Origin of the sequence: Oceanobacillus luteolus (assembly GCF_023715655.1) — a bacterium.
GTDB lineage: Bacteria > Bacillota > Bacilli > Bacillales > Amphibacillaceae > Oceanobacillus > Oceanobacillus luteolus.
In genome coordinates this window covers 66,348-92,431 of the sequence record NZ_JAMBON010000011.1, presented here as the reverse complement: position 1 = coordinate 92,431, position 26,084 = coordinate 66,348, and the positions used below count along the sequence as shown (strand labels likewise).

Here is a 26,084-nt window from a genome sequence, read left to right as displayed (position 1 = left end):
AGTGGAAAATCAGCCCTTGATAAAGGGCTGATTTTTTGTTTTTAGCTATTTATGATCTCGCCGTGATGAAAGACAGTTTTTCCATTTACAATGGTTGTCTTCACATTTCCCTTGAATGTTTTACCAACATATGGGGAGTGTTGGTGGCGATAGAATAGATTTTCTTCTTGCAATTCGAACGTCTCATTTAAATCAACTAGAATAATATCTGCGTCATAACCTGTTTCTAATGCACCTTTGCCTTCTAGGCCAAATCGCTTTGCAGGGTTCGTCGCTGTAACTTGAACAATCTTTTCAAGTGGGAAGTTACGCTTATGATAACCTTCAGTCAGAAGTACGTTAAGCGTAGACTGTGCACCTGAGATTCCTCCCCAGCCTTCAAAGTAGTTATCGGTTACTGTTTTCATTTCTTTTGGTGCAGGTGAATGGTCAGAAGCGATGATATCAATCTCGTCATTAGCTAATGCATCCCATAAGCCATCGACTTCTTCTTGGTCGCGCAGTGGTGGAGCGCATTTTGCCAATCCGCCTTTTTCTTCTAGATCTTTTACTGTTAAGGATAAATAATGGGCACAAGTTTCCACACTGGCATCAACACCACGTTTTTTCGCATCGTTGATTAAATCAGTTACTTTCTTGCTGCTGGCATGAACGACATGTAGTTTACATCCCGTAGCTTCCGCGTATGAAATGACTCTTCTGACGGCTTCAATTTCTGAAATAATTGGTCGGGATTCCACGAAGTCACGGGCACTCGTTTTGCCGGCCTGAATTTTTTCTTCTTGTAATTGAGCACAGATTACTGTGCTTTCTGCGTGTACAGCGAGAATAGATCCAAATGAAGCAATCTCTGTCATTCCTTTATATAATGTTTCATCATCGGCATTGTCAAAATCCTCAATGCCACTTGGGGACATGAAAGCTTTAAAACCAATTACACCATTTTCGTGTAAATCTTTCAGGTCATTAATATTCTGGGGAACGAGGCCACCCCAATAATAAGGGTTCACAATTGCCTTTTCCTCCCCAAGTTTACTTTTTGCCTCGAGAGTTTCTTTATTGATGACAGGAGGCGTACTATTCAAAGGCATATCAAAGAAAGCAGTTGCTCCTCCAGCAGCTAAACTTCTGCTTCCTGTTTCCAGTCCCTCCCAATGATCTCTTCCGGGTTCGTTGAAATGGACATGCGTATCGATAACACCAGGCATGATGTGCAATCCATTTGCATCAATTTCCTCTTTCGTATTGCCTGAAATTGTATTGGTAGACACCTCTACTATTTTGCCATCTTTAACAGCGATTTCTCCTTGAAAAATGGAGTCTTTCGTTACGATTTGGCCATTTCGAATAATAAGGTCGTAATTCTGCATATTTACTCCTCCTAGGGGATTTCTGTATAGTTACTATAACTCGTTCTTGAGTGTAATATATAATCCTCTCCAATTATATTGTAGAAGTTATTCGTCCTTTATTCATTAGTACGTTTGGATAAAGTTTTGACAAATTTTTATATATTTACAGTTATTTCCTGTTGATTTTAGCCGCTTAGAGGTGCATCTTCTGAATTTAGAATGTTATAATGTAACGTAATGAATCAGTAAAGTTATTCATTCCCTATTAAGGTTAAAATAAACGATTCTGACATTGGTTCGATTTATTGATTTGTAGATTGCTTTGTAGAGAAGAGGTGAAATCCATGGACTTTCAAATAAAAGATCTCTTAAACTTGGAAGCATTCAAAGATGCAGACTATATAGGAGATAAATTAGAGTTAAGTTATAAAGTTACAGGAATTACAGTAGTTGATTCTCCTGACATCTCCTCATGGATTAGGGGAGGGGAAGTGATTGTCACTAGTTTTTATCCGATAAAAAGTATGACGGAAAAAGAGATGCGTTGTTGGATGAGTGAACTTGCCGATAAAAAGATCAGTGCTTTGATTGTTAAAATCCCGAAAGTGTTTGAAGAGATTCCGAAAGCTGTCTTGGATATTTGTCATAAACGATCTATTCCCATCATTAAAATTCCTAAGGATATTCCGTTTACTGAGATTACTTATCCAGTCATGGGGCAGTTGTTCAATAAAGAAGCAGAGAAACTAAAATATTTTAAAGAAATCCATAGTAGATTTACCGAGCTTTCGCTTCAAAACGTAGGAAGTGACGTCATTATTAAGACGTTGGACGAACTGATCGGTAATCCGGTTACAATTTATAATGAATCCTTTCAGAAAATAGCCAGTACGAATTCAGATGTAGAACTGTTCTATGAATTTAGCGAGAGTGACGAAAAGGAAAGTGGGTTCGATACAAAGTTTCCTTTTTATAGACGTACGGTAATTTTCCCAAAATTGTATGAAAGGAAATTGGAACAAATCCTTGTCCCTATAACTACCGTTAACCAGACAAAGATTAACCTTGTTGTCCATGCCGTCAATAAGGAAGTAAATGAATATGATTTTATTGCGATAGAAAATGCTGCGACTGCTTTGTCTCTGGAACTTGTTAAACAGTTGGCGATTTCAGAAGTGGAGAAGAAATTTAAAAATGACCTGATTGATGATCTTGTTTCAGGGAAAATAAAATCAGTCAACAGTATTTATGACCGTGCTGCAATAACAAAGTTTGATACTGAAGGTAAATATGCGGTTGTAATTTTTAACCTTAAGCCACTTCAGTCTAAACTAACAAAAGAGAAGTTTGCCGATAAGCATCAAATCCTCCAAAAGCATTATGAATTTTTGGAGAATACGATTGATTTCTACTTGACGAATGCGATTATAAGGGACAGAGTCGACGAAATCCTTGTCTTGTGGAAAGTGAGTGCTAGAGGCGATAACGATAAAAAGGAAATTAATAAAATTAAACAAACTGTAAAACATATCCGCGATAAGTTCAAAGCTTCGATTAAAGATTATGCTGTTCAGGTTGGTATCGGGAACATCTCAGAAACGATTACGGATCTTTATAAGAGTTATAACGAAGCTCGTGATACGTTGACAATTGGCCAATCTTCACAGCAAGAAGATTTTATTATCTCCTTCAATGACTTAGGAATTTACCGATTGCTTTATAAGTTTGACGATGTTAATCAACTGAAGGACTTTATTCCAGCAAGCCTACAGAGATTATTGGAATACCAGAAGTCTAATAAAGATGCGTTACTTGAGACATTAAATATATTTTTACAGTGCCAACAAAATATAGCAAAGTCTGCTCAGCTACTTTTTGTGCATTATAAAACGGTGACGTACCGACTGGAACGTATAAAAGAAATTACAGGCATGAATTATGATGATCCGGAAGAAATGCTTTCTGTCCAAGTTGGACTGCGGATCATAGATGTCATCGAAAGACAGGAATAATTTTAACCATTCACGGACTTTAAATGATTGAAACCAACCATAAATAGTGGTTGGTTTTTTCATATATGGGAAATAATAAATGAAGGACAAGATGATATAGAACAGATTAGCTTTAATGGATAAAAAAGAGCATCTTATTTATCTATTACGTATATAGGAAGGTGAACTTGAAAGGATTACAATTAAATAAGATGAAATCTTTTTAGTCTCTTTAATGAAAGGAAGATTACTTTGGAGCTTACAGAAAAAGTAATTGTAGATATGCTTTATAAACTCGGCTCATATGGGGGAGACCCTCAAGATGGGATTACCCGTTTTTTATATTCTGAAGCTTGGGTTGATGCCCAACAATATTTAAAAGAAGAAATGGAAAGTGCAGGGTTTATTGCGGAATTTGATGAAATTGGAAACCTATTTGGAAGGGTAGAAGGGTCCAAATATCCTGATGAAACTATCCTATCAGGTTCTCATGTTGATACAGTAGCTAATGCTGGTCATTATGATGGACAGTTAGGGATTGTTACAGCTTTCTTGGCAATTAAATATTTAAAAGAGAAGTATGGTCAACCTCTTCGCAATTTAGAAGTAGTGTCGATGGCAGAAGAAGAAGGCAGCCGCTTCCCATATGCATTCTGGGGCTCTAAAAACATTGTTGGAACTGCCAAGAAGGAAGAAGTTCTTGGTATAAAAGCATTTGATGATGGAGTTGCCTTTGAAGAAGCAATGCGTGGAGCAGGCTTTGATTTCCGAGATGAATCAAAGGGCCCGCGTAAAGATATCAAGGCATTTGTAGAAATGCATAATGAGCAAGGAAACGTGTTGGAACAAGAGAAGAAATCAGTCGGAGTTGTCCACAGCATCGTTGGACAAAGAAGATTTACCATTGAGTTGACTGGACAAGCAAACCACGCTGGTACAACACCAATGGGTCTGCGTAAAGATGCAGTATTTACAGCTAGCAAGATTATTGCTGAGGTGATTGCTGAATCTAAGCGAATTGGCGATCCTTTAGTTTGTACATTCGGAAAGATTGAAGTTACTCCGAACGTCGTTAACGTTGTACCTGGAAAAGTATTATTGACATTGGATACACGTCACACGGATAAAGCAGCACTAGTTTCATTTACCGAATATGTAGAAAAAACAATGAACCGTATCGCTGAAGAAGATGGTATTGGAATCTCCATTGATATGTGGATGGACGAAGATCCTGTTCCAATGGACGAAAACATTGTTGCATTAATTGAAAAAAGCTGTAAGGAACATGGCTTAAATTATAAAATGATGCACAGCGGTGCGGGTCATGACTCACAAGTACTTGCACCTTACTATCCAACAGCTATGTTATTTGTGCCTAGTATAGATGGTATCTCTCATAACCCTAAAGAATATACCGAACCGGCAGATCTACTTGAAGGTGCAAAAGCACTTGCTGCTGCTCTATACGAATTGGCTTACAAAGAATAGATATTACAAATTAATGAAGGAGCGATTTTTAATGAAAAACGGATTTCCAGACAAATTACTAGAATCAAGATCAATCATTAAACAAGGACTTTACGCATTGATTGCACCAGAAGGACTAGTGAATAACAGTGTCCCTGGTTTTGAAAATTGTTACGTATCTATCTTGAGCTCACCAAGACTAGGAGCAAGCTTTGTTGATTACATCGTTACCTTGTATGAAGGTGGCCATAATAAAGAAAGAGGTTTCGCAGGCGATGCTGATGTTGAAAGCTTCTTGTATGTAGTTGAAGGTGAAGTAAAAGTAACAGCAGAAGATAAAGAACATACATTCACTGAAGGTGGCTATATCTACTGCCCACCTGGTACAAAAATGTTCATTGAAAACGTAAATAAAGGGGATTCTAAAGTCTTCTTATATAAACAAAAATACAAAGAACTTGAAGGTCAAAGTAAACCTTGGTTAGTTACAGGAAATGCAAATGATATTGAAGAAATTGAATATGAAGGCACAAAAGAAATGCGCATTAAAGATTTATTGCCAACTGACTTTGCTTTCGATATGAACTTCCATATCTTAACCTTTGATCCAGGCGCAGGTCATCCATTTATTGAGACACATGTCCAAGAACATGGGGCTTACCTACTTTCAGGTGAAGGAGTATACAACCTTGATAACGAATGGGTTCCTGTTAAGAAAGGTGATTACATCTTTATGGGGCCATACGTACAGCAGGCTTGCTATGCAGTAGGTAGAGATAAATTATCTTACGTTTATTCAAAAGACTGTAATCGTGACGCCGACCTTTAATTTATAAAAGTAAAAAGCAGAGGTGTAGCAATGAGAGTAGATAAAGTTAAATTAAAAGAGTTGATCAAAAATAAAATCAACCGTGCGGGTCTCAATGAGGAACATGCGGAAGTAGTGGCGGATGTATTAACGCATGCTGACCTACGAGGAATTCATTCTCATGGAGCTATGCGTGTAGAATATTATGCAGAACGGATCGCTAAGGGTGGAATCAATCCGAACCCGAACATCAAGTTTGAAAAAACCGGACCTGCTTCAGGTGTCTTTGAAGCGGACGGTGGTGTTGGACACTACATGGCTAAGAAAGCAATGGAAGAAGCAATTAAAATGGCTAAAGAAGTCGGTGTAGCTGTTGTAGGTGTTAAGAATATGAGTCACAGTGGTGCTCTATCTTACTTTGTTCAGCAAGCGGCGAATGAGCAAATGGTTGCTCTATCCATGTGCCAGTCTGACCCTATGGTTGTTCCTTTCGGTGGAGCGGAGCCTTATTACGGAACGAACCCGATCGCATTTGCAGCTCCTAGCAGCAGCGGGGACAATATCATTATCGATATGGCGACTACCGTCCAAGCTTGGGGTAAAGTGTTGCATGCTCGTTCGAAAAATGAATCGATTCCAGATACATGGGCGGTTGATGAAAATGGTGAGCCGACAACAGATCCATTCAAAGTTAAAGCCCTAGTGCCGATTGCTGGTCCAAAAGGCTACGGTTTGATGATGATGGTTGATGTACTATCAGGAATTCTGCTAGGCCTACCATTCGGTAAACATGTTTCATCCATGTATGAAGATCTTACAGCGTACCGGAAATTAGGTCAGCTTCATATCGTAATCAACCCGGAATTCTTTGGAGATAAGCAAGTATTCCTCGATAAAGTAACTCAAACGATTGAAGAATTACATGAAATTAAACCCGCAAAAGGTTTCGATCGCGTAATGTATCCGGGTGAGCCAGAGATTCTGCGCTCCAAGGCTTACGAAAAAGATGGTATCGAAATTGTCGATGACATCTACGAGTACCTTGAATCTGATGTAATCCACAATAACAATTACGATAACAAAGATCCATTTGCGAAATAAATTTAGTACAAATGGGACGATACTTTAAGAAAAGTAGTCGTCCCATTTTATACATAATTAAGAAGGGGTTGAGTTTGCGACTTGAAAGTAACAGCTAAAGAATTAGAAACGTTAATTGTTAACAAATTAATGAAAGCGGGACTCAAAGAAGAACATGCACAAGTTGTAGCAGATGTGCTTGTCCACGCTGATGCAAGAGGCTATCATTCACATGGAGCAATGCGTGTCGAGTATTATGCGGAACGAATTGCTAAAGGCGGAATCAATACCGACCCTGAAATTCAATTTGAAAAAAATGGCCCAGCCGCTGCTATCTTCGAAGGTGATAATGGAGTCGGGCATTTCATGGCGAAAAAAGCAATGGAAGAAGCAATCGCTATTGCGAAAGAAAATGGTATAGCAGTAGTAGGTGTGCGGAATATAAGCCATAGCGGGGCACTCTCTTACTTCGTTGAGCAAGCTGCTGATGAAGGATTGATTGGTATTTCGGTATGCCAGTCGGATCCGATGGTCGTTCCTTTCGGTGGGGCTGAACCTTATTACGGAACGAACCCGATTGCATTTGCTGCACCTAGCAGTAATGGGGAGAAAATTATCTTTGATATGGCCACTACGGTACAAGCTTGGGGAAAAATTCTTCATCATCGTTCAAAAAATGAACCTATTCCTGATTCTTGGGCAGTGGATGAAAATGGAGAATCAACGACAGATCCATTTAAAGTAAAAGCATTATTACCAATCGCTGGTCCAAAAGGATATGGCTTAATGATGATGGTTGATATCCTTTCTGGTGTATTATTAGGTTTACCACATGGAAAGCATGTCACTTCCATGTATGAAGATTTAACGGAATACCGTAAACTTGGTCAATTGCATATTGTCATCAATCCAGCATTTTTCACTTCTGCAGATTTGTTCAAGGAGAAAATCACTACTTCAATGGAAGAACTGAATCAAGTGAAACCTAAAGAAGGTTACGACCGTGTATCCTATCCAGGTCAGCGCAGTGAAGAAAGAGCGAAAAAAGCGTATGAAGATGGTATTGAGATTGTAGATGAAATCTATGAATATCTTGTGTCAGATGTAGTTCATAATAATCAGTATGACAATAAAGATCCTTTTGCCAAATAGGTTTATCTAAACATCCTAACTTATAGTCTTTTTCTATAGATTGGGATGTTTTTTTCTGTTTATGATTGCCCATACTAAATAATGATCTGGTTTAGAGGGGAAAGTGAAGGGGATAATTTCCAAGATAGTTTTGGATAAACGTTAATCATAAAGGACTATATCCGTAAATTAGAAAATGATTGGGATTTACTTTTTTGAAACTATCCAATATGGATAAAGACATTAGCATGTTAAGCAATTATAATGAACTTTGACTCTTGAAACCGTATACTTCGAAGTTTATTCATATGAACAAGATAAAAAAGTCTTATTTCAATTTGAGTATACTCCAATATAACCTATTGATTAAGGAGGAATCACAATCAATGTTGGATTTGATCATAAAAAATGGTGAAGTCGTGTTAAGTAACGGACACAAGCGTGTAGAAATTGGTATAAAAGATGGAAAGATTTCTATCATTGCAGAGAAAATAACTGAAGAATCTAAAGAAGTTATCGATGCTGCAGGACAATATGTACTACCTGGTATGGTGGACACGCATGTGCATATTAGTGAACCAGGAAGAACAGAATGGGAAGGTTTCGAAACTGGATCAAAAGCATTGGCTGCAGGTGGAACAACAAGTTATGTTGAAATGCCATTAAACGCCCTTCCTGCTACAACTAATAAAAAAGCATTAGACTTAAAGTTGGAAGCTGCCAAAACTCAGAACTATGTTGACTATGCTTTTTATGGTGGACTAGTTCCAGGCAACCTTGATGATCTAGAAGACTTGCACCATGCTGGTGTCCCTGCATTTAAAGCATTTCTTTCCAATGTAAGCAGCGACATTCCGGATGACTTCGAGAATGTAGATGATTTCACTCTATATAAAGGGATGAAGAAGCTGGCTGAGTTGGATCAAATTCTTTGTCTGCATGCAGAAAACCCTGTCATCACGACAGAGCTTGAAAAGGAATTTATCCGTGAAGGGAAAGTTTCTGCTTTGGATTATGCAGACGCTAGACCAGTTTTCACTGAAGTCGAGGCGGTTCAAAAAGCATTACTCTTAGCTAAGGAAACTGGTTGCAAACTTCATATCGTTCATATCAGTACTCAGGAAGCGGTGCGTGCTATTCTAAAAGCCCGAAAAGAGGGCGTAGATGTAACGGTTGAGTCTTGTCCTCATTACTTTGCAATGTCTGCGGAGGACGTGGAGGAAATTGGTGCATATGCAAAATGTCAGCCGCCAATCAGGAAAAAAGAGGAACATGACAAACTATGGGATGAATTGCTGAATGGCAATATTGACTGGTTAACCTCTGACCACTCACCGTGTACAGAAGATCTTAAAACAGATGCGGATAACCTCTTTGAAGCGTGGGGAGGCATCAGTGGTGCCCAAAATAACGTGGATTTAATGTTTGATCTTGCTGTAAAACAACGTGGTTTACCGATTGAACGTTTTGTGGAATTGATTGCAACTACACCTGCAAAGCGCTTTAATTTGAAGAACAAAGGTGAAATTGCTGTAACTAAAGATGCAGACATCATCTTCGTAGATCCGAACCAATCCTATACAGTAAAACGAGAAGAGCTTTATTATAAAAATAAACATAGTGCTTACGAAGGTCGAACAATCAATTGCCGTGTAACGAAAACCATTGTACGTGGTAATGTCGTGTTCGACTTGGAAAATGGTATCGTTGGTGAACCAATAGGTAGATTAATGACCAACAAATAATAAGCCTTATGCAAAGATATGACAGTAAAGTTGGGAAGAGGTATCCCTCTTCCCTCAAAAAATCAAAGTAGTTATTCTCTCAACTGAAAAAAGGTATATGACTTATATTAATGAGGAACAATATCATCATGTTGAACTTAATTTTTTGATAGGTATTATAAACCAATTAAGACATTGCATTAATTAAACCTTTACGATGGAGAGAAGACTATGGAATAATCAGGAGTTGAAAAAAATGGGCGATAACATAAATAATCAGACATCACAAGTAGACGCAGCGGCACAAACAGACTCGCTTCGACCATTAGGAGAGAAGGATAGAAAGCTTGGGGCTTTTGGTTACATGTCTCTATGGGTTGGAGATGGAGTGAATATGGGGAACATGACACTTGGAGCGAGTGTTATTGTTGCCGGTGCAGCGTTGCTTAACATTTGGCAAACATTGGCAGCAGCTTTACTTGCAATTGGTATCATTTCAACATTGTTTGCATTAAATGATCGTGTTGGGTATCGTACGGGTATTCCGTATGTGACGCATTTAAAAATGTCCTTTGGAGAAAAAGGTTCGTTAATTTCTTCTCTTCTGCGTGCGGTACCAGCAGTTATTTGGTATGGGATCCAAAGTTGGATAGGTGGTACTGCGTTAAATGAAGTATTTAGAATCTTATCCAATGGTGCAATAGATAATGTAGTAGTAGCATTTATTATCTTATTAGTCATTCAAATTCTTCTATCAATGAAAGGATTTGAGAGTATTAAGTGGGTAGAAACAGTTGCTTCAGTTGTACTTATGGGTATTGTAATAACCGTATTCGTAATTTTAATGAAAGATCACCGTGAAGCGGTCGTAGACACATGGGTGAATACAAGTGGATCATGGGGAGTTCCTTTCTTCGGTATGGTAATGGTATTCCTTGGTAACTATGCAGCGATTTTCTTAAGTGCATCTGACTATTCCCGTGAACTGAAAACAGGCTATAGCGATACGAAGCGAGCGATGTTATACTTTGTCCCAATTGTTATTTCATATGGTTCTGTTATTGCCGTGGGAGCGATGCTTGCGAGTGCAACAGGATATACAAACCCGGCATTAGGACTTCCTGCATTATTTGATAATGTTTATATGCAATTGTTCATCTCAGCATTTATTGTATTTGGTGCTATTGCTGTAAATATGGTGGCAAATATTGTTACCCCAACATACGTGATTCAGTTATTTACAAAATTAAACTACAAGATTGCAGTGACAATCACTGGTCTACTTGCTATGGTTTCATTCCCATGGTTGCTCGTTCAAGATGATAACGCTAAAGGGTTAGATTTATTTGTATTAATCTACTCAGCTTTCTTAGGGCCAATGGTAGCTATCTTGATTGTGGAGTACTACATCTTAAGAAAGCAAAAAATTGATGTAGAAGAATTGTATAAGAAAGATGGTAATTTCTCAGGAACAAATATGGCAGCTATCCTTGCCATGCTTATTTCTGCAGGACTCGCCTTCCTCTTTGTAGATTTAGCTTGGATCATCGGATTTGTTTCCGCTGGTATCTTATATCCGCTAATCTCTAAATACTTCTTTAAAGGCTCTAGATTTAAAAAAGATACGATCTTAGAGGATAGATAAATAATGGAACGGACACATTCTTTTCAAGAATGTGTTCGTGTTTTATATCAATTATTGCTATGAATATCAGCTTATTGATACAAGAGGAGACTTATTATGGAGGCTAATGATACAGCGAAGGAAAAATTTCAAATGCCGCATATTTATGTAATTTATCTGGATTCATGCAATATACTGGTAAAATCTTGAATTGAGTTGGCTTGCTAACAGCAATTCCTAATAGAATAGGAAATACTTGTCATTTGTTAGCAGATAATCTCGATTTTTGGGATAATTTAAAGATTATACTTTATTTTTTAAGTGAATTAGGTTAAACTATGTATAAATGAATAGCACTACCAAGGAGGAGTCTGCCACCAAGGGATTACTATACCCTTTTTCAGACTCTTTTTTTTGTATTTATTCTTATCTGTATGTGAATAAGGGGGGGTTGAATCACAGATGCTATAGGATATCGGGATGTTTATGTAGTTGTTAAATACGGTGATTGTGCGATACATATAGCTAAAATGGAGTAGAGGGAGATTTATGCGTTATTATGATTGTAAACGGGATAAATAATAAAGGTTCAAGTTGTCCTTTATGATTCTCTAATGTGTTAAAATTATTTAAAAATATTAGAACTGGAAAAGGAGTGTACAAATGATTACAGGATTAATTATTATTTTACTATTAGTTCTATTTTTACCTTTTACAAAACTTGTAGAAAAGAATCTGGAAATCTTTTTGTTTATTATGGGGGTTGCGGCTGTTACCATAAGCCAAGTCTGGAGTGGTCCGCTTGTTAAAGAAGCATTGATTCACCCGATAAACATTACGATTGCTGTTTTAGTTGCTGGTCTTTTATTCCGTTGGTTCAAGGATCCGATTGAGAAAGGGACTTTATCAATTGGAAATATAGTACCGTTTCGTGTATTTATTGCGCTATTCGTCATTATCTTATCATTAATCTCGAGCATAATTACAGCGATCGTAGCCGCTATCATTTTGGCTTCCATTGTCCCTATATTGCGCTTGGATCGTCAATCTGAAATTCGCTTGGTTATCTTAGCTTGTTTTGGTATTGGACTTGGTGCTGCTTTAACTCCAATCGGTGAGCCGCTATCTACTATTACTGTAGGTAAACTGAATGAAGACTTCTTTTACCTGTTACAACTGGTTGGTTCATCGGTTATACCATTCGTAATACTTTTTGGTATAGCTTCTGCACTTGCTATTAAAGTTCCTGGTGAACATAGTGGAGCAAAATCGTCAAATGATACACCGGTTGAATCTTACTCAGAAATTATCATTCGTAGTGGTAAGATCTACTTATTCGTTATGGCTTTAACATTCTTAGGTGCTGGATTTGAACCGTTTATTGAAAAATATTTACTTGGTTTAAGCCCGTTAATCCTTTATTGGATTAATATTCTATCTGCAATATTGGATAATGCTACATTAGCAGCTGCAGAGATCAGTCCAGCAATGGATGAACCTACTATTCGTGCTATCCTGATGGGACTTATGATTAGTGGTGGTATGCTTATCCCGGGTAATATCCCAAATATCATTGCGGCAGGTAAGTTGAAAATCACCAGTCTAGAGTATGCTAAGTTCGCATTTCCTGTTGGACTAGTAGCGATGGTTGGTTACTTCATTATTATGTTATTCACAATGTAAATTAAAAAGCTGTTCTCTATCTAGAGAACAGCTTTTTGTTTAACTTATTTTTTCATTTCTTTCAACTTAGCCAGTTGTTCAGCTAAAGCGTTATTTTTAAATCCATCATCTTGATTTTTAAGGTATTTATGGACGTCTCGTTTGGAAACGTTATGTTTCTTCTCTTTTTGTTTTCGTTTATTGAACGTGGATAATTTTTCACGATGACCACAAGAACAAACGAAAATCTGGCCTTCTCCTTCACCACGTAACTCTAACCGTTTATGACAATTTGGACAGCGGGCATTTGTGCGTTTGAGGATATTCTTCTTATGTCCACAGGAACGATCCTGACAGACAAGCATGCGTCCGTGTTTATTGTTTACTTCAAGCATCAACTTTCCGCAATCCGGACACTTTGTTCCTGTAATATTATCATGCTTAAACTTCGTGTCTTTAGCCTTGATTTCTTGAACAATTTCTTTTGTGTAATCTTTAATCTCTGAAATGAATTTATTTTTATTGAGTTTCCCTTTTTCAATAAGGGTAAGCTTTTGTTCCCATTCTGCCGTTAAAGCAGGAGAGCGTAAATCCTCTGGTGCTAAATCTAGAAGCTGCTTCCCTTTTTGAGTAAGGTAGATATATTTACCTTTCAGCTCCATGTATTGACTGTTGAAGAGTTTATCAATAATATCTGCGCGGGTTGCTACTGTTCCAATACCACCTGATTTTTGTAACGTACCAGCAAGGTGTTTCTCATCAGGGTTCATATAGCGGACAGGATTTTCCATTGCCTGTAATAGAGCACCTTCCGTTAAGCGCTCAGGAGGTTTTGTTTCCCCATTCGTTAAGTTTAGCGTAACGTTGGAGAATTCATCCCCTAGTTTCACAGTAGGCAGAGATTGATCATCTGAATCTCCTTCGTCAAAACTTCGGTCGTAAAGTGCTTTCCAGCCCTGACTCTTAATAATTTTACCTTTGGCAGTAAAAGTCTCACCACCAATTTTTGCGTAAATTGTTGTTTGTTCGTATTCATGCGGGTCCATGAGTACAGCTAAGAAACGTTTTACAACCAGGTCATAGATTCGTCGTTCCTTTGGATCTAAATTCGCTAAATAGATCGGCTCTTCCGTCGGGATAATGGCATGGTGGTCACTTACTTTAGAATCATCCACTACGGATTTGGGCAACTTTTTAATCCCTTTTCTTAGGATTGATTGTGCTGTACTTGCGTATTGATCGATACCGCAGGCTTCCAGACGCTCCTTTAAGGTTGGAATAATATCCGTTGAGATCACCCGGGAGTCTGTTCTGGGGTAGGTCAACACTTTATGACGTTCATAAAGACCTTGCATAATCGATAATGTTTGTTTGCCTGAAAAGCCGAATAGACGGTTGGCGTCTCGTTGCAATTCAGTTAAATCATAGAGTTGTGGGGCGAATTTTTTCTTTGCTGTTTTATTTACTTTTTCAATCGTTAAAGATTTACCTTTTAAATTTTGCAGTAATTTATCTGCTTTTTCGTTGGAAAAGATTCGAGTATTATTTCTTTCATCTTGCCATGTGTAAGTCACATTTCCGGCAACCTTTGCACGTATTCCGTAGTATGTTTGAGGCTTGAATTCTCTAATCTCTTTTTCCCTTGCTGCAACGATGCCTAAAGTTGGTGTTTGCACACGTCCACTAGAAAGCTGCGCATTGAACTTCGTAGTTAAGGCACGTGTCGCGTTCAGGCCAACGTACCAATCTGCTTCGGAGCGAGCAACGGCAGAGGCGTATAGATTATTGTATTTCTCACCAGGTTGTAGTCGGTTAAAACCATCACGGATAGCCTTATCGGTGACAGATGAAATCCAGAGCCTCTTTATCGGTTTATTAACGCGTGCTTTCTCAATAATCCAGCGGGCAACAAGCTCACCTTCACGTCCAGCATCTGTCGCAATCACAATGTCTTTTACATCTTTGCGGTTGAGCTGTGATTTTACTGCTTGAAATTGCTTTCCGGTTTTCTTGATGACGACTGCTTTTAATTTTGGTGGAAGCATCGGCAGGTCTTCGAGTCTCCATGTTTTATATTTATCATCGTAAACTTCGGGATCGGCAAGTGTAACCAAGTGGCCAAGAGCCCAAGTCACAATGTATTTGGATCCCTCGAGATAGCCATTTCCTTTCTTATTACAATTCAGGACTCTGGCGATATCGCGTCCGACCGATGGCTTTTCAGTCAGTACTACTGTTTTACTCATTTATATAAAATCCTTTCTGTTCTTAAAGTGAATAAATTAGATATTAGGTGTTACTTGGGATTAATTTCTCTTAAAATCTGTTGTGATAACTGTCCCTTTCTACTTTAACATAGTTGGCAGGTGCTGGATATGGGAGTCTGGTGATCATTTGTTTGCTTTTCTTACTCTATATAGTCCGTCTATGACATCCCAGACTAAACCGACTGCAAATAGGATTGGGACCCATTTCGTCAATTGTTCCCAAATGTTTTGGATTATGGTGAATGCTTCACTGTCTGCTTGCACCAGGTTATGCTCGACGAGTTGTTCCATGAAGTTTGGATTCCAGAAGTCTGGCTGATTGATAACATATATTACTAGAAGCAGGGAAAGGGTATTTAATATTAAGGTGAATAGAACAATTTTTAAATTCCATCTTCCGTATATGAGCTTCAGGCTTTCCTTCAAAATACCGAATCCAAGTGTGATGATGATAAATAAGATGAAAAGATTATCCGCATTTACATTGATAAAAGGTATCGCCCCACTAAATCCATCTCTAAATGTCCATATACCAAAATAGTTCATCGAGGACAAAAAGAAGAGTAGTAAGACGGTATAGAAGATAATTCCAACAATAGGTTCACTCCGCTTGATAGTACCGGTTTGGGGGATGGTAGGTAAATCTTTTGGTGTCCATTTTTTTTCGATTTGAAGATCTTTCGCTTTTAATTCACTTGCACGCTCAGCGATGGCAAAGCCAAGAGTCGTCCAGCCAAAAGCAGAAGGTAGACCTGTAACGGCAGAGACAATACACTCTATAAAATAATCTAAAATAGATATGGGATTCAACATAGTCTTAATGACAAACACAGATGCGATAATTGCACCGACACTAATTAAAACGATTCTTAACACTAACAAATAGGAATCGAACAGCTCGGGACCAATTAAGAAGCGTTTTGTTCCGCGATATTGTAAAGCTAACTCTCTAGGATTGCCTAGTTCTAACAAAACTTCTTCAATTTCTTTTTCTGTTGCTTGTTTTCCTTGAGTTCGTTCCTCAAGCATATCCTCAATCAGACCCCGTAATTCCTTCTCGATATCTTTCCTTTGTGACGTTGGAATTTTTTGTGTAACGGCATAAATATACCGATCGATTAATTCCATATCAGTTCGCTCCTTTATTATTTATTACTTTTTCAAGACTTTCAGCGATCTCATTCCATTCTTTTACTAGCAATTGATACACTTCATTTCCAGTTTCACTCAATAAATAGTATTTACGTGGACGTGATTCATTGGTATCCCATTTGCTGTCTAAAAGTCCCTGTTTCTCCAGTCGTCTTAATAGGGGGTATAACGTTCCTGGCTCAACTGGAACGCCAATATCATCAAGCATCGTAACGAGAGAGTAACCGTATTGTGGTTCGTTTAATTGGCTAAGAACAGCAATAGTGAGTGTTCCTCTTCTCAACTCCTGCATTAACTTCTCTAAATGCTCATTCACTTCACTCATATTGATCAACTCCTGTTTTTAATATACTGTGTATCGCACACTATTGTCAATGGCTTAATATTATTGTTTTTGAAATATGGGCGTACGATGATATATAGAGAGTTTGGAACTTATTTGTTGTGATTACGTATATACAACAAATAAGTAAGCGGAAGGAGCGAGAAATTTGAGAGATGAAAAGCAAATGATGCAGACTCTATTAGAAGTTGCATCTACTGATGATAGAATCCGTCTTGTAACTCTAGAAGGGTCACGTACGAATGTTAATATAGCCCGTGATTATTATCAGGATTATGATGTTTCTTATTTTGTGACGGATATGGACAGTTTTATGAAAAGTGATATGTGGTTGGATGTTTTTGGGAAGAGGATCTTCATGCAGAAGCCGGAAGATATGGAGCTTTTCTCGCCTGAGTTAGGTAATTGGTTTTCTTATCTGATGTTGTTTGAAGATGGAAATCGAATTGATTTGACATTAATCCCAACAGAGGAGGTAGAGACTTATTTTGAGAATAGCGATGGATTAGTTGAGGTTTTACTGGATAAGGATTATCGCGTGAGGAAGGAAGTTGTACCAAGTGACCGGGGGTATTGGATTCAAATGCCTACTCCTCGGATGTTCGATGATTGCTGTAACGAGTTTTGGTGGGTGGCAACGTATGTGGCAAAAGGGTTGGCAAGAGGAGAGATCTTATTTGCTATAGATCATTTGCATGGACATGTCCGTTCGAATCTATTGCGGATGATGAGTTGGAAGATTGGAATTGAAAAAGGGTTCACATTCAGTTTAGGTAAGAACTACAAGTTTATAGATAAACATCTGCCGATGGATGATTGGAATTTATTACTTCAAACTTATATACAGAACGATGAAGAAGCTGTTTTGAAAGCGTTATATACATGCTTTGACTTGTTTAGGACTTACTCAAAGTCAGTTGCAAGAGAATTTGAGTTTACCTATCCAGACTATGATTCTGCAATCACAACATACATTGGATCTATTCGGGATAATGTCTAATCATCTGAAAATGTTCCTCCTCATGTGAAACCTTTCTGATTCTAAAGCGACAATAATAATGGAGAGTTAAAAAGATTAATATATTTAGGAGGAGCGGAATGCGGAATTTTATAGTAGTTCTCACTTTCGTAATACTCGTGGGTTGTGGCACTTCAAATACCGTTACAAATGAAGATGTAGCGAGTTATGAAGTCAAACAAACGTTTGATGAACAGGTGGAAGATGAATTCATCTTTCGGTTAGTAACCGGAAAGGAAGAGTATCAAGAAGGGGAAGAGGTGGAGTTGTATGGTGAAATAATTTACACAGGTGCAGAGGAAATTATTATCGCTCATGCAGCGTCTGCTGTCATATTTAATATCGAAGAGCAGATTCGAGGTTTTGAGGTCACGCATGCCGTACCAGAAATAGGGTTACAAACTACTTTGGTTCCGGATACATCTTATCGGGAGGATTATAGTAAGCAAGGTATTTCCTACACGGAACAGGAATCTGAAGATTATACCAAGTTTATCGAGGATTTCTCCAGTCGGAATGATTTTCCACCTGGTTATTATACAGTGGAAGCAACAACAGACTTTTTCGATGGGACAGATCACCGAAAGCTAAAGGCAGCGGTAGATTTTAAAGTATGGACTGGATCGAAGGAGGACTGACCAATTCATATTATTCTACTAACATGGCATTTTTTTGTATAATTAAGAAAACAAGGTGGTGATGAGGTGTTACGTAGAAATCCAATCAAAATAAGGGAAGCGATTTCAAGAGTCATGGAATTTGCTGAACCAACCGATATTCAATACCTATCACTTCTGGAAGCGAACGGATATTATCTTGCAGAAGATTTAATCTCAGATCATCCGGTACCTCCATTTGATCGATCTCCCTATGATGGATTTGCTGTCCGTTCAAGAGATACATTGAACGCATCATCCAAATCTCCAAAGCTATTAAAAGTAGTTGGGTCAATTGGAGCCGGACAGATTTTCTCTGGTGTTGTAGGTGCAGATGAAACCGTCCGGATTATGACTGGTGCCAAAATACCCGAGGGTTGCGATGCGGTAATCATGATAGAGGCTGTGAAGGAAGTTGATGTAGATGGGGAAGCCTCTATTCATGTTCGCAGACCAATCGAGTCAAATAAGAATATTTCTTTTACTGGCGAGGATATTGAGCAGGGAACAACGCTGGTGGAGTCTGGCGCGTATATAAGTCCAGGAATTATTGCCTTACTTGCTACATTCGGTTACAACCGTGTTCCGGTTAGAAAGAAGCCGAAAGTAGGTGTCATTGTCACTGGCAGTGAATTGTTGGATGTAGACAAACCGTTAGAGCCTGGGAAGATTCGGAATAGTAATGGTTATATGGTTTATGCACAGACAATGCGTGCAGGTGGTGATGCTGTTTACCTTGGAAAATTGAGTGATGATTTCAATGAAAGTTTTAACTTTATAGCTTCAAGTTTTAGTGAAGTGGATGTACTCATAACGACTGGTGGGGTTTCAGTTGGTGACTTTGATTTTATGCCTGGTATTTTAGACAAATTAGGTGCTAATGTACTTTTTAATAAAATTGGCATGCGCCCAGGAAGTGTGACAACAGTAGCGGAAAAGGATGGAAAACTCATTTTTGCGCTTTCAGGTAATCCATCCGCATGTTATGTGGGCTTTGAATTGTTAGCAAGACCATTTCTTACAGCATTGTCAGGTGCAAAACAGCCTTATTTAGAGAAAACAACTGCATACCTTGGAGCAGATTTCCTAAAGCGAAACCCCTTTGATCGCTTTGTGCGAGGAAATCTTTCTTACAATAAAGGAAAATTCATCGTGACGCCTTTAGGTCTTGATAAATCCAGTGTCGTTTCTTCGCTTGCCGAGGCGAATGCTCTTATTGTATTTCCAGCGGGGACGAAAGGTTATAGGAAAGGCATGGAAGTAGAGATAATTTTACTTGAGTCAAAGGGGATTTCCACTGATCTTTTTGGGATGGAAGAAAAGGGTGAGGGAGATTAAAGTCATTCAAGTAGTTGGATATCGCAATAGTGGTAAAACAACGACGGTTATAAAAATGTTGGAATACTTCCAAGAACATGGGATAAAAGCAGCTTCTTTAAAACATCATGGTCATGGCGGAGTTCCACTCGGTTTTGAGGATAAAGATAATAAACTGCATCAAAAGGCTGGCGCTATGGTCGCGGGTGTAGAGGGCGATGGTGTATTTCAGCTTGTGAAGTCTGTTCCATGGGAACTGAATGAACTCGTGGATATATATAAAATTTGGGATATAGATCTATTAATTATCGAAGGTTTTAAACAGGCGGGTTTTGAAAAAATAGTAATGATAAAAGATGAGAAAGATTTCGATTTGCTTCAGGAATTAACCAATATTGTTGCTGTAGTGACAGAGATTCCACTAGAAAATATCGAATTAACCTATCCGGTATTTCGCCAAAATGAGATTTCAAGTTTAGCCAGGTGGGTGATTAACGACTAGTATAGGAGTGCGAAAAAAGCCAGTACATCCGTTATCACAGGTGTATGATTGAAAGAGATACATAGAGAAAGGTTGATTGTATGTGGAGAAGGATACAAAAGCATTATCCACCGGGGCTGGATATATTAACGTTTAGTGTGATGTTTGGTATATTCATTTATGTTTTCTTCATGTACGGTAAGCTTCCGGACGAGATTCCGATTCATTTTAATACGGCTGGAGAAGCGGATGATTGGGGAAATAAAGCAACATTGTTTGGTTTGATGCTTATCCATTTTCATGCAGTTGTACTTATGTTTGTTTTGAATTACTTCCTTATTATTCGTTCCGCAGACACGGTGGATAGTTTGCAGTTGATCAATATTCCTTTCGTTAATAAAGAAGAATTGACGGAAGAGCAAATTGGAATGGTGAAAACGAATATCGCAAGGATGTTCGCCATTACTAATCTTATACTTAGTTTCATGTTTAGTGCGATCTACTATGACATCATCCAACATGCTTTGGGTGAGCCAGACGGATTGGGATTTGGTTTCGAAGTGTTGCTTGTACTTTTATTCATTCCAATTTTTTATTACATAAAAAAAACTTATCGCGATGTGAAAACCCGGTGACTTGGAGACTTTCTCTAAGTCACCGGGTTTTTGTGGACTTTAGTACGAAGAACTGCTTTTACTTCGGTTACAATCCATAGACAAAAGGATGTATTTGGTATATAGTTATCTAGGTAACTATTTTCGGGAATGAGGGATATAATGAGGGAAACATTGTTTCATCAGCAGCTCCAATTTACTCGGTCGTTTAAAAAGAAGTTGAATGAAAAACTATCTACCGTCGGATTATTCCATTCTCAATGGCTTCTTATATACTGTATGAAAAAGCAGCAACCCGTAACGCTTGTTGAAATCAGCAATTATCTTGATGTGGAGAAGCCGACGATCAGTCGGACTGTTAAAAGGCTGGAAGAGCAAGGATTGATTGAAGAGGTGCCTAGTTTAGATAAACGGGAAAAACGAATGCATTTGACTCGTAAGGGAGAAGAGAGCTATGAAGAGGCTCAAAGGATTGTCACCCATTTTGAAACAGGACTGATGAAAGAGATTTCTGATCAGGACATAGAAACTACGCTAAGAACAATTCAAAGTTTAAGAGAGAAATTATATGAGGAGGAGATTAATTGAGTAAAACCAAACTATGGACGAAAGATTTTATTATGGTATCCACATCAAATTTCCTTCTATTTGTATCCTTCTATATTTTAATGGTAACACTTGCCATTTACTCCATCGAACAATTCAATGTTTCAGGAAGTATTGCAGGATTAGCATCAAGTATATTCGTACTGGGAGCTGTTGTAGTTAGACCAATGGCGGGAAACCTCATCGCATCTGTCGGAAGAAAAAAATTACTTGTATTCGGATTGGCTCTATTTTTAGTTGTAACACTACTCTATTTTCCGATTGATAGTATTGGGTGGATGTTAACCATTCGATTTGTTCATGGATTTGCATTCGGCATTTCCTCTACTGCTACAGGAACCATCGCTGTGGATGTGATACCCCCAAGCAGAAGAGGGGAGGGGATGGGTTATTTCGCTACAAGTAATAATTTAGCCATGTCGATTGGACCCTTTGTTGGTTTAATGACCATACAATATATGAGTAACGATATGATTTTTGTCATCACTACCATTATTTCAGTTATTGCATTAGTAACAGCATTATCTATGAAAGTGCCGGAATTAGAAGAGGAGTACAAAGATAACCAAGTGAAACGGAAATTTCGAATTGATGACTACTTTGAAAGCAGTGCTTTACCCATCTCTGTATTAATGTTGATTCTCGGTATAGCAAACTCTAGTATTCTGTCCTTTATCAGTGCGTACTCCGTAGAGATCAACCTCGTAAGTGCTGCGAGCTTTTTCTTTGTTATGTATGCTGTTTTCCTACTCATGTCGCGTCCTTTCACAGGAAGGTTATATGATAACAAAGGGGAAAACAGTGTGATGTACCCGTCAATTGCTTTATTTGGTATCGGGTTGGTTGTCTTAAGTCAAGCAGGTAATGGCTTTACATTACTTGTAGCTGGAGCAATTATTGGTGTTGGATTTGGAACGTTGCAATCTAGTGCCCAGACTATTGCTGTAAGTGGAATTCCCCACCGTAGAGTTGGTCTTGCAACCGCAACGTTCTTTACATTCTATGACCTTGGAATGGGACTTGGACCTTTCTTGCTAGGTTACTTCATACCGGTGACAGGATTCCGTGGATTATATCTTGCGATGAGTGTAATTGCCTTCCTCGCCCTTCCGCTTTATTATCTCCTTCACGGGAAAAAATCGGGTAGAGAAAAACAAACAGGGCTAGCAGGTAACAATAGGGCCAGTTGAGGAAATTACTTAATTGTTTACCATATATAAAGTAGGAGTATGACAAATGTCATATAAATGTCGTGACATTTAGGACTTACAAATATACGCTCATTTACCCTAAGATAAAGAAAAATGAATTTTTATTTTAGGAGGATATTATGAGCAGGGAAAAGCAAGCGCAGTTAAGAAAAAGTGTGGCACCCTATGCAAGTTCAAATACGAAGGCCAGTATCATACAAATGATAAATACCATTATTCCATTTATTATCCTTTGGTTCTTGGCGTACCAAGCTTTATCGGTTTCCATATTTCTATCCATTCTTCTATCGATTGTAGCTGCTGGATTTGTTATCCGTACTTTCATTATCTTCCACGATTGTACACATATGTCGTTCTTTAAAAATGGAAAGGCAAATCGAATTGTTGGTACCATTACTGGTATCATCACGCATTTTGCATTTGAAAAGTGGAAAAGAGATCATTCCATCCATCACGCAACGAGCGGTAATTTAGATAAACGCGGGACAGGAGATATATGGGTGATGACAGTGGATGAGTACATGGAATCGTCCTTCTGGGGTAAATTAGGATATCGGCTATACCGTAATCCTATAGTCTTGTTTGGCCTAGGGCCATTCTATCTTTTCTTGATATCCAATCGATTTAACCGGAAAGGTGCAAAGAGTAAAGAAAGATTCAATACGTATATAATTAATGTTTCTATTTTAGTTATTTATGCATTGTTAATTTGGGCAATTGGCTGGCAAGCATTCTTAACGGTGCAATTGCCAATCCTATTTATTGCAGGAGCGGCGGGTATCTGGCTATTTTATGTCCAACATCAGTTCGAAGATTCTTATTTTGAGAATGAAGACGAATGGGATTATGTTAAAGCTGCTGTTGATGGCAGTTCGTATTACAAGTTGCCGAAAGTCTTGGAATGGTTGACTGGCAGTATAGGTTATCATCATGTGCATCATTTGAGTCCTAGAGTACCGAACTACAACTTGGAAAAAGCACATGAAACAACGCCACCGCTGCATAAGGCGACAACCATTACGTTGAAAACCAGCCTTCAATCCATTCGTTTCAGACTTTATGATCAAGCTAGCAGAAGCTTTGTGAGCTTTAAGGAATATAAAGTTTTGGCTGCAGAAAGAAAAACAAAAACAGCTTTAAAAATGAAAAATCCGAGCTTTCAAGAAAAATAATATGCTAAAGCCCTTCAACTCGAAAGGTTGAAGGGCTTTTCATACTTACATTTGTTATACTTATGACTAAACTATTTTATCTTAGAAGGGATGGGCAACAGATGCAACAATGGTATCAGCTGTTCCCGAAAAACACATATTTGAGTATTTTTGGGTGGATTGCGTTTTGTTTGTTGCCATTTTACTTTATTTTTCGTACATCCTCCACTTCTCAGATTGTCTATGGCATCTTATTAGTTGCCCTATTTTTCACGGCATATCGTCTATCATTTATAAAAAAAGGTTGGACGGTTTATGTGACTGTTGGAATAGAAATGGCAATCAGTATTTTTATGACGATTTACTTTGGATATATTTATTTTTCACTTTTTTTAGCATTTTTTATTGGAAATATAAAAAATAAAATCGGATTTATTACAATATATATTGTTCATCTTGTAACGACCATCGTTGCTGCGGTGATATCCTTCTTTAGCCAAGAGGAATTATTCATATCTCAGTTACCTTTTATTATAATTGCCATTATCGGTGTCATACTTTTACCTTTTAATATGTATAATCGAAACAAACATGAAAAATTAGAAAATCAGTTGGAAGATGCCAATGAAATAATTTCCCAATTGATTGTTGTAGAAGAAAGACAGAGAATAGCACGTGACTTACATGATACCCTGGGACAAAAACTTTCCTTAATTGGTTTGAAAAGTGACCTGGCTCGTAAGTTAATTGATATCAAGCCAGATTCAGCTAAAGCCGAATTGGAGGATATTCAGCAGACTGCAAGAAGGGCGTTAAAGGAAGTTCGTGATTTGGTAGCTGATATGAAGGGCATAAAACTAAACGAAGAAATTATCCGTGTGCAACAACTACTGGAGGCCGCTAAAATAGATTTCCACATAGAGAAGACTGAAAAGGTAGAAAACATACCTTTGTTTATTGAACATGTACTAAGTATGTGTTTGAAGGAAGCAATCACAAATGTTGTAAAGCATAGTAAGGCAACTACATGCACTGTCAAAATTGAGAAGCTTGCAGACGAATGGAAAATTACTGTGGAAGATAATGGAGTGGGGATGAAGGATAAACTTCATGCAAGCAAAGGAATTGGATTGCAGGGAATGAGGGAGCGATTGGAATTTGTGAATGGTAGTTTAAAAATTACTAATGGAAATGGGACCACCATTACAATTAAAGTTCCACAGGTGACGCGGCAAAATGAACAGGGGGAGAATTCATGATTCGAATCGTTATAGCAGAAGATCAACGTTTATTACTTGGTGCACTTGGCTCGCTACTCGATTTGGAAGAGGATTTGGAAGTTGTCGGAAAGGCACGCAATGGGGAGGAAGCATTGCAATTAGTGAAGCAACTTGAGCCGGATGTTTGTATCATGGATATTGAAATGCCTGTGAAGAGCGGACTTGATGCCGCTGAGGAATTGAAGACAAATCCTTGTAAAGTGATTATATTAACTACATTTGCACGACCAGGTTATTTTGAAAGGGCAAGAAAAGCCAATGTCAGTGGTTATTTGTTAAAGGATAGTCCAAGTGAAGAATTGGCAAGTTCCATTAGAGCGGTAATGGATGGTCGCAAGATATATTCCCCGGAGTTGGTCGACATGGCTCTGGATGAGGAAAAAAATCCGCTGACAGATAGAGAAATTGAAGTAATTAGGATGATTGCGGAAGGGAAGAATACAAAAGAAATTGCCGAACAGCTCTATTTATCAAATGGAACCGTCCGTAATTATGTGTCCATGATTTTAGATAAATTAGACGTAAGCAACCGAATCGAAGCCATTTCGAGATTTAAAGAAAAAGGTTGGTTTAAATAAAGTTCTGATTAACTGGGTTCAAACTACTTGCATTCGTCCATGGCTCCGCAGCCCCCGGTACACCTTCGCTTTCCGTGGGCGGCTGGTGAGCCTCCTCGTGGGCAAGCCCACTGCGGGGTCTCACCTATGCCTCTGCTCCCACAGGAGTCTCCGGTGTATCGGGGGCTGCTTTGAGGAAAACTGTTAGTTGGGTGCAATGAATTATATTACTTACACTTACATTTAATCATAAATATAATTTATGGCTTGAATACTAATCTAGTTTGAGATAATTCATAACTCCTTCTCGAACTATTACCCATAAAACCTACAACCAGGTAAATATTCATATTTCCTGGGAGCAGTCCAAATACCTCGAGGCTCCTGCAGTAGGATAGACCGGAGTGAGATCCCCGCAGCACAGCGAGGCAGACTAAGAACACCACTTCCTGTGTCTGCACTAGCACGTCCTATGCGTTGGAGGCTCACGGGCCGCCTGCGGAAGGCGGAGGTATTTGGATTGCGGGCACTAGGTAGGAGTGTTTCTATTCTAGGTTAATTATCAGCATCATAAATCAAGCATTCTAAAGCC

22 protein-coding genes are annotated in these 26,084 nt (G+C 38.4%); 18 read left to right on the top strand and 4 right to left on the bottom strand.

Annotation, left to right across the window (positions count from 1 at the left end; genetic code table 11):
* Window positions 1-41 precede the first annotated feature (41 nt).
* On the bottom strand, window positions 42-1,370 hold the full coding sequence (locus M3210_RS09195; protein ID WP_251513595.1) for an allantoinase: 1,329 nt from the start codon (window positions 1,368-1,370) through the stop codon (window positions 42-44).
* Between the two features lie 326 nt (window positions 1,371-1,696).
* Between M3210_RS09195 and M3210_RS09190 the strand changes: the two genes are divergently transcribed.
* The 8 genes from M3210_RS09190 to M3210_RS09155 all read left to right on the top strand — a co-directional run bounded on the left by M3210_RS09190 (window position 1,697) and on the right by M3210_RS09155 (window position 12,860).
* The gene (locus M3210_RS09190; protein WP_251513591.1) at window positions 1,697-3,364 is read left to right on the top strand and encodes a PucR family transcriptional regulator; all 1,668 of its coding nucleotides are present in this window, start codon (window positions 1,697-1,699) and stop codon (window positions 3,362-3,364) included.
* Window positions 3,365-3,595: 231 nt separating this feature from the next.
* Window positions 3,596-4,831, top strand: coding sequence for an allantoate deiminase (gene allC, locus M3210_RS09185; protein ID WP_251513588.1), 1,236 nt, complete (start codon window positions 3,596-3,598; stop codon window positions 4,829-4,831).
* Window positions 4,832-4,862: 31 nt separating this feature from the next.
* The gene (gene allE, locus M3210_RS09180; RefSeq protein WP_251513585.1) at window positions 4,863-5,639 is read left to right on the top strand and encodes a (S)-ureidoglycine aminohydrolase; all 777 of its coding nucleotides are present in this window, start codon (window positions 4,863-4,865) and stop codon (window positions 5,637-5,639) included.
* Window positions 5,640-5,669: 30 nt separating this feature from the next.
* Window positions 5,670-6,719 carry an ureidoglycolate dehydrogenase gene (gene allD, locus M3210_RS09175; protein ID WP_251513581.1) on the top strand — a complete coding sequence of 350 codons (1,050 nt, stop codon included), beginning with the start codon at window positions 5,670-5,672 and terminating at the stop codon, window positions 6,717-6,719.
* A gap of 81 nt (window positions 6,720-6,800) precedes the next feature.
* The gene (gene allD / locus M3210_RS09170) at window positions 6,801-7,850 is read left to right on the top strand and encodes an ureidoglycolate dehydrogenase (RefSeq protein ID WP_251513578.1); all 1,050 of its coding nucleotides are present in this window, start codon (window positions 6,801-6,803) and stop codon (window positions 7,848-7,850) included.
* A gap of 365 nt (window positions 7,851-8,215) precedes the next feature.
* A complete protein-coding gene (allB, locus tag M3210_RS09165) occupies window positions 8,216-9,574 on the top strand; it encodes an allantoinase AllB (RefSeq protein ID WP_251513575.1) in 1,359 nt (452 codons plus the stop codon).
* Window positions 9,575-9,809: 235 nt separating this feature from the next.
* A complete protein-coding gene (locus tag M3210_RS09160; protein WP_251513572.1) occupies window positions 9,810-11,198 on the top strand; it encodes an NCS1 family transporter in 1,389 nt (462 codons plus the stop codon).
* Window positions 11,199-11,840: 642 nt separating this feature from the next.
* Window positions 11,841-12,860 carry a DUF1646 family protein gene (locus M3210_RS09155; RefSeq protein ID WP_251513569.1) on the top strand — a complete coding sequence of 340 codons (1,020 nt, stop codon included), beginning with the start codon at window positions 11,841-11,843 and terminating at the stop codon, window positions 12,858-12,860.
* A gap of 44 nt (window positions 12,861-12,904) precedes the next feature.
* Here M3210_RS09155 and M3210_RS09150 read toward each other — a convergent pair whose 3' ends face one another.
* From M3210_RS09150 to M3210_RS09140, 3 genes are all read right to left on the bottom strand, one after another.
* On the bottom strand, window positions 12,905-15,085 hold the full coding sequence (locus M3210_RS09150; protein WP_251513566.1) for a DNA topoisomerase III: 2,181 nt from the start codon (window positions 15,083-15,085) through the stop codon (window positions 12,905-12,907).
* A 144-nt stretch (window positions 15,086-15,229) separates the two neighbouring features.
* Window positions 15,230-16,234 carry an HAAS signaling domain-containing protein gene (locus tag M3210_RS09145; RefSeq protein ID WP_251513563.1) on the bottom strand — a complete coding sequence of 335 codons (1,005 nt, stop codon included), beginning with the start codon at window positions 16,232-16,234 and terminating at the stop codon, window positions 15,230-15,232.
* 1 nt (window position 16,235) lies between these two features.
* On the bottom strand, window positions 16,236-16,583 hold the full coding sequence (locus tag M3210_RS09140) for a PadR family transcriptional regulator (protein WP_251513559.1): 348 nt from the start codon (window positions 16,581-16,583) through the stop codon (window positions 16,236-16,238).
* A 166-nt stretch (window positions 16,584-16,749) separates the two neighbouring features.
* Here M3210_RS09140 and ant(6) point away from each other — a divergent pair, with 166 nt between their 5' ends.
* From ant(6) to M3210_RS09090, 10 genes are all read left to right on the top strand, one after another.
* Entirely contained in the window at window positions 16,750-17,601 is an 852-nt protein-coding gene (ant(6), locus tag M3210_RS09135; RefSeq protein ID WP_251513556.1) for an aminoglycoside 6-adenylyltransferase, read from the top strand.
* A 98-nt stretch (window positions 17,602-17,699) separates the two neighbouring features.
* Window positions 17,700-18,257: a hypothetical protein gene (locus M3210_RS09130; protein ID WP_251513552.1), complete on the top strand. Its 558-nt coding sequence runs from the start codon at window positions 17,700-17,702 to the stop codon at window positions 18,255-18,257.
* 66 nt (window positions 18,258-18,323) lie between these two features.
* Entirely contained in the window at window positions 18,324-19,613 is a 1,290-nt protein-coding gene (locus tag M3210_RS09125) for a molybdopterin molybdotransferase MoeA (protein WP_349774335.1), read from the top strand.
* On the top strand, window positions 19,600-20,094 hold the full coding sequence (gene mobB, locus M3210_RS09120) for a molybdopterin-guanine dinucleotide biosynthesis protein B (protein WP_251513549.1): 495 nt from the start codon (window positions 19,600-19,602) through the stop codon (window positions 20,092-20,094). The genes M3210_RS09125 and mobB overlap by 14 nt, the downstream gene beginning before the upstream one ends.
* Before the next feature lie 80 nt (window positions 20,095-20,174).
* A complete protein-coding gene (locus tag M3210_RS09115; RefSeq protein ID WP_251513546.1) occupies window positions 20,175-20,708 on the top strand; it encodes a DUF1648 domain-containing protein in 534 nt (177 codons plus the stop codon).
* Between the two features lie 141 nt (window positions 20,709-20,849).
* Window positions 20,850-21,275, top strand: coding sequence for a MarR family winged helix-turn-helix transcriptional regulator (locus tag M3210_RS09110; RefSeq protein WP_251513542.1), 426 nt, complete (start codon window positions 20,850-20,852; stop codon window positions 21,273-21,275).
* Entirely contained in the window at window positions 21,272-22,483 is a 1,212-nt protein-coding gene (locus tag M3210_RS09105; RefSeq protein ID WP_251513539.1) for an MFS transporter, read from the top strand. The genes M3210_RS09110 and M3210_RS09105 overlap by 4 nt, the downstream gene beginning before the upstream one ends.
* A gap of 140 nt (window positions 22,484-22,623) precedes the next feature.
* Entirely contained in the window at window positions 22,624-23,676 is a 1,053-nt protein-coding gene (gene desA / locus M3210_RS09100; RefSeq protein ID WP_251513537.1) for a Delta(5) desaturase DesA, read from the top strand.
* 101 nt (window positions 23,677-23,777) lie between these two features.
* A complete protein-coding gene (locus tag M3210_RS09095; protein WP_251513534.1) occupies window positions 23,778-24,914 on the top strand; it encodes a sensor histidine kinase in 1,137 nt (378 codons plus the stop codon).
* Window positions 24,911-25,513: a response regulator transcription factor gene (locus M3210_RS09090; RefSeq protein ID WP_251513532.1), complete on the top strand. Its 603-nt coding sequence runs from the start codon at window positions 24,911-24,913 to the stop codon at window positions 25,511-25,513. Before M3210_RS09095 ends, M3210_RS09090 begins: the two co-directional genes overlap by 4 nt.
* Window positions 25,514-26,084 lie beyond the last annotated feature (571 nt).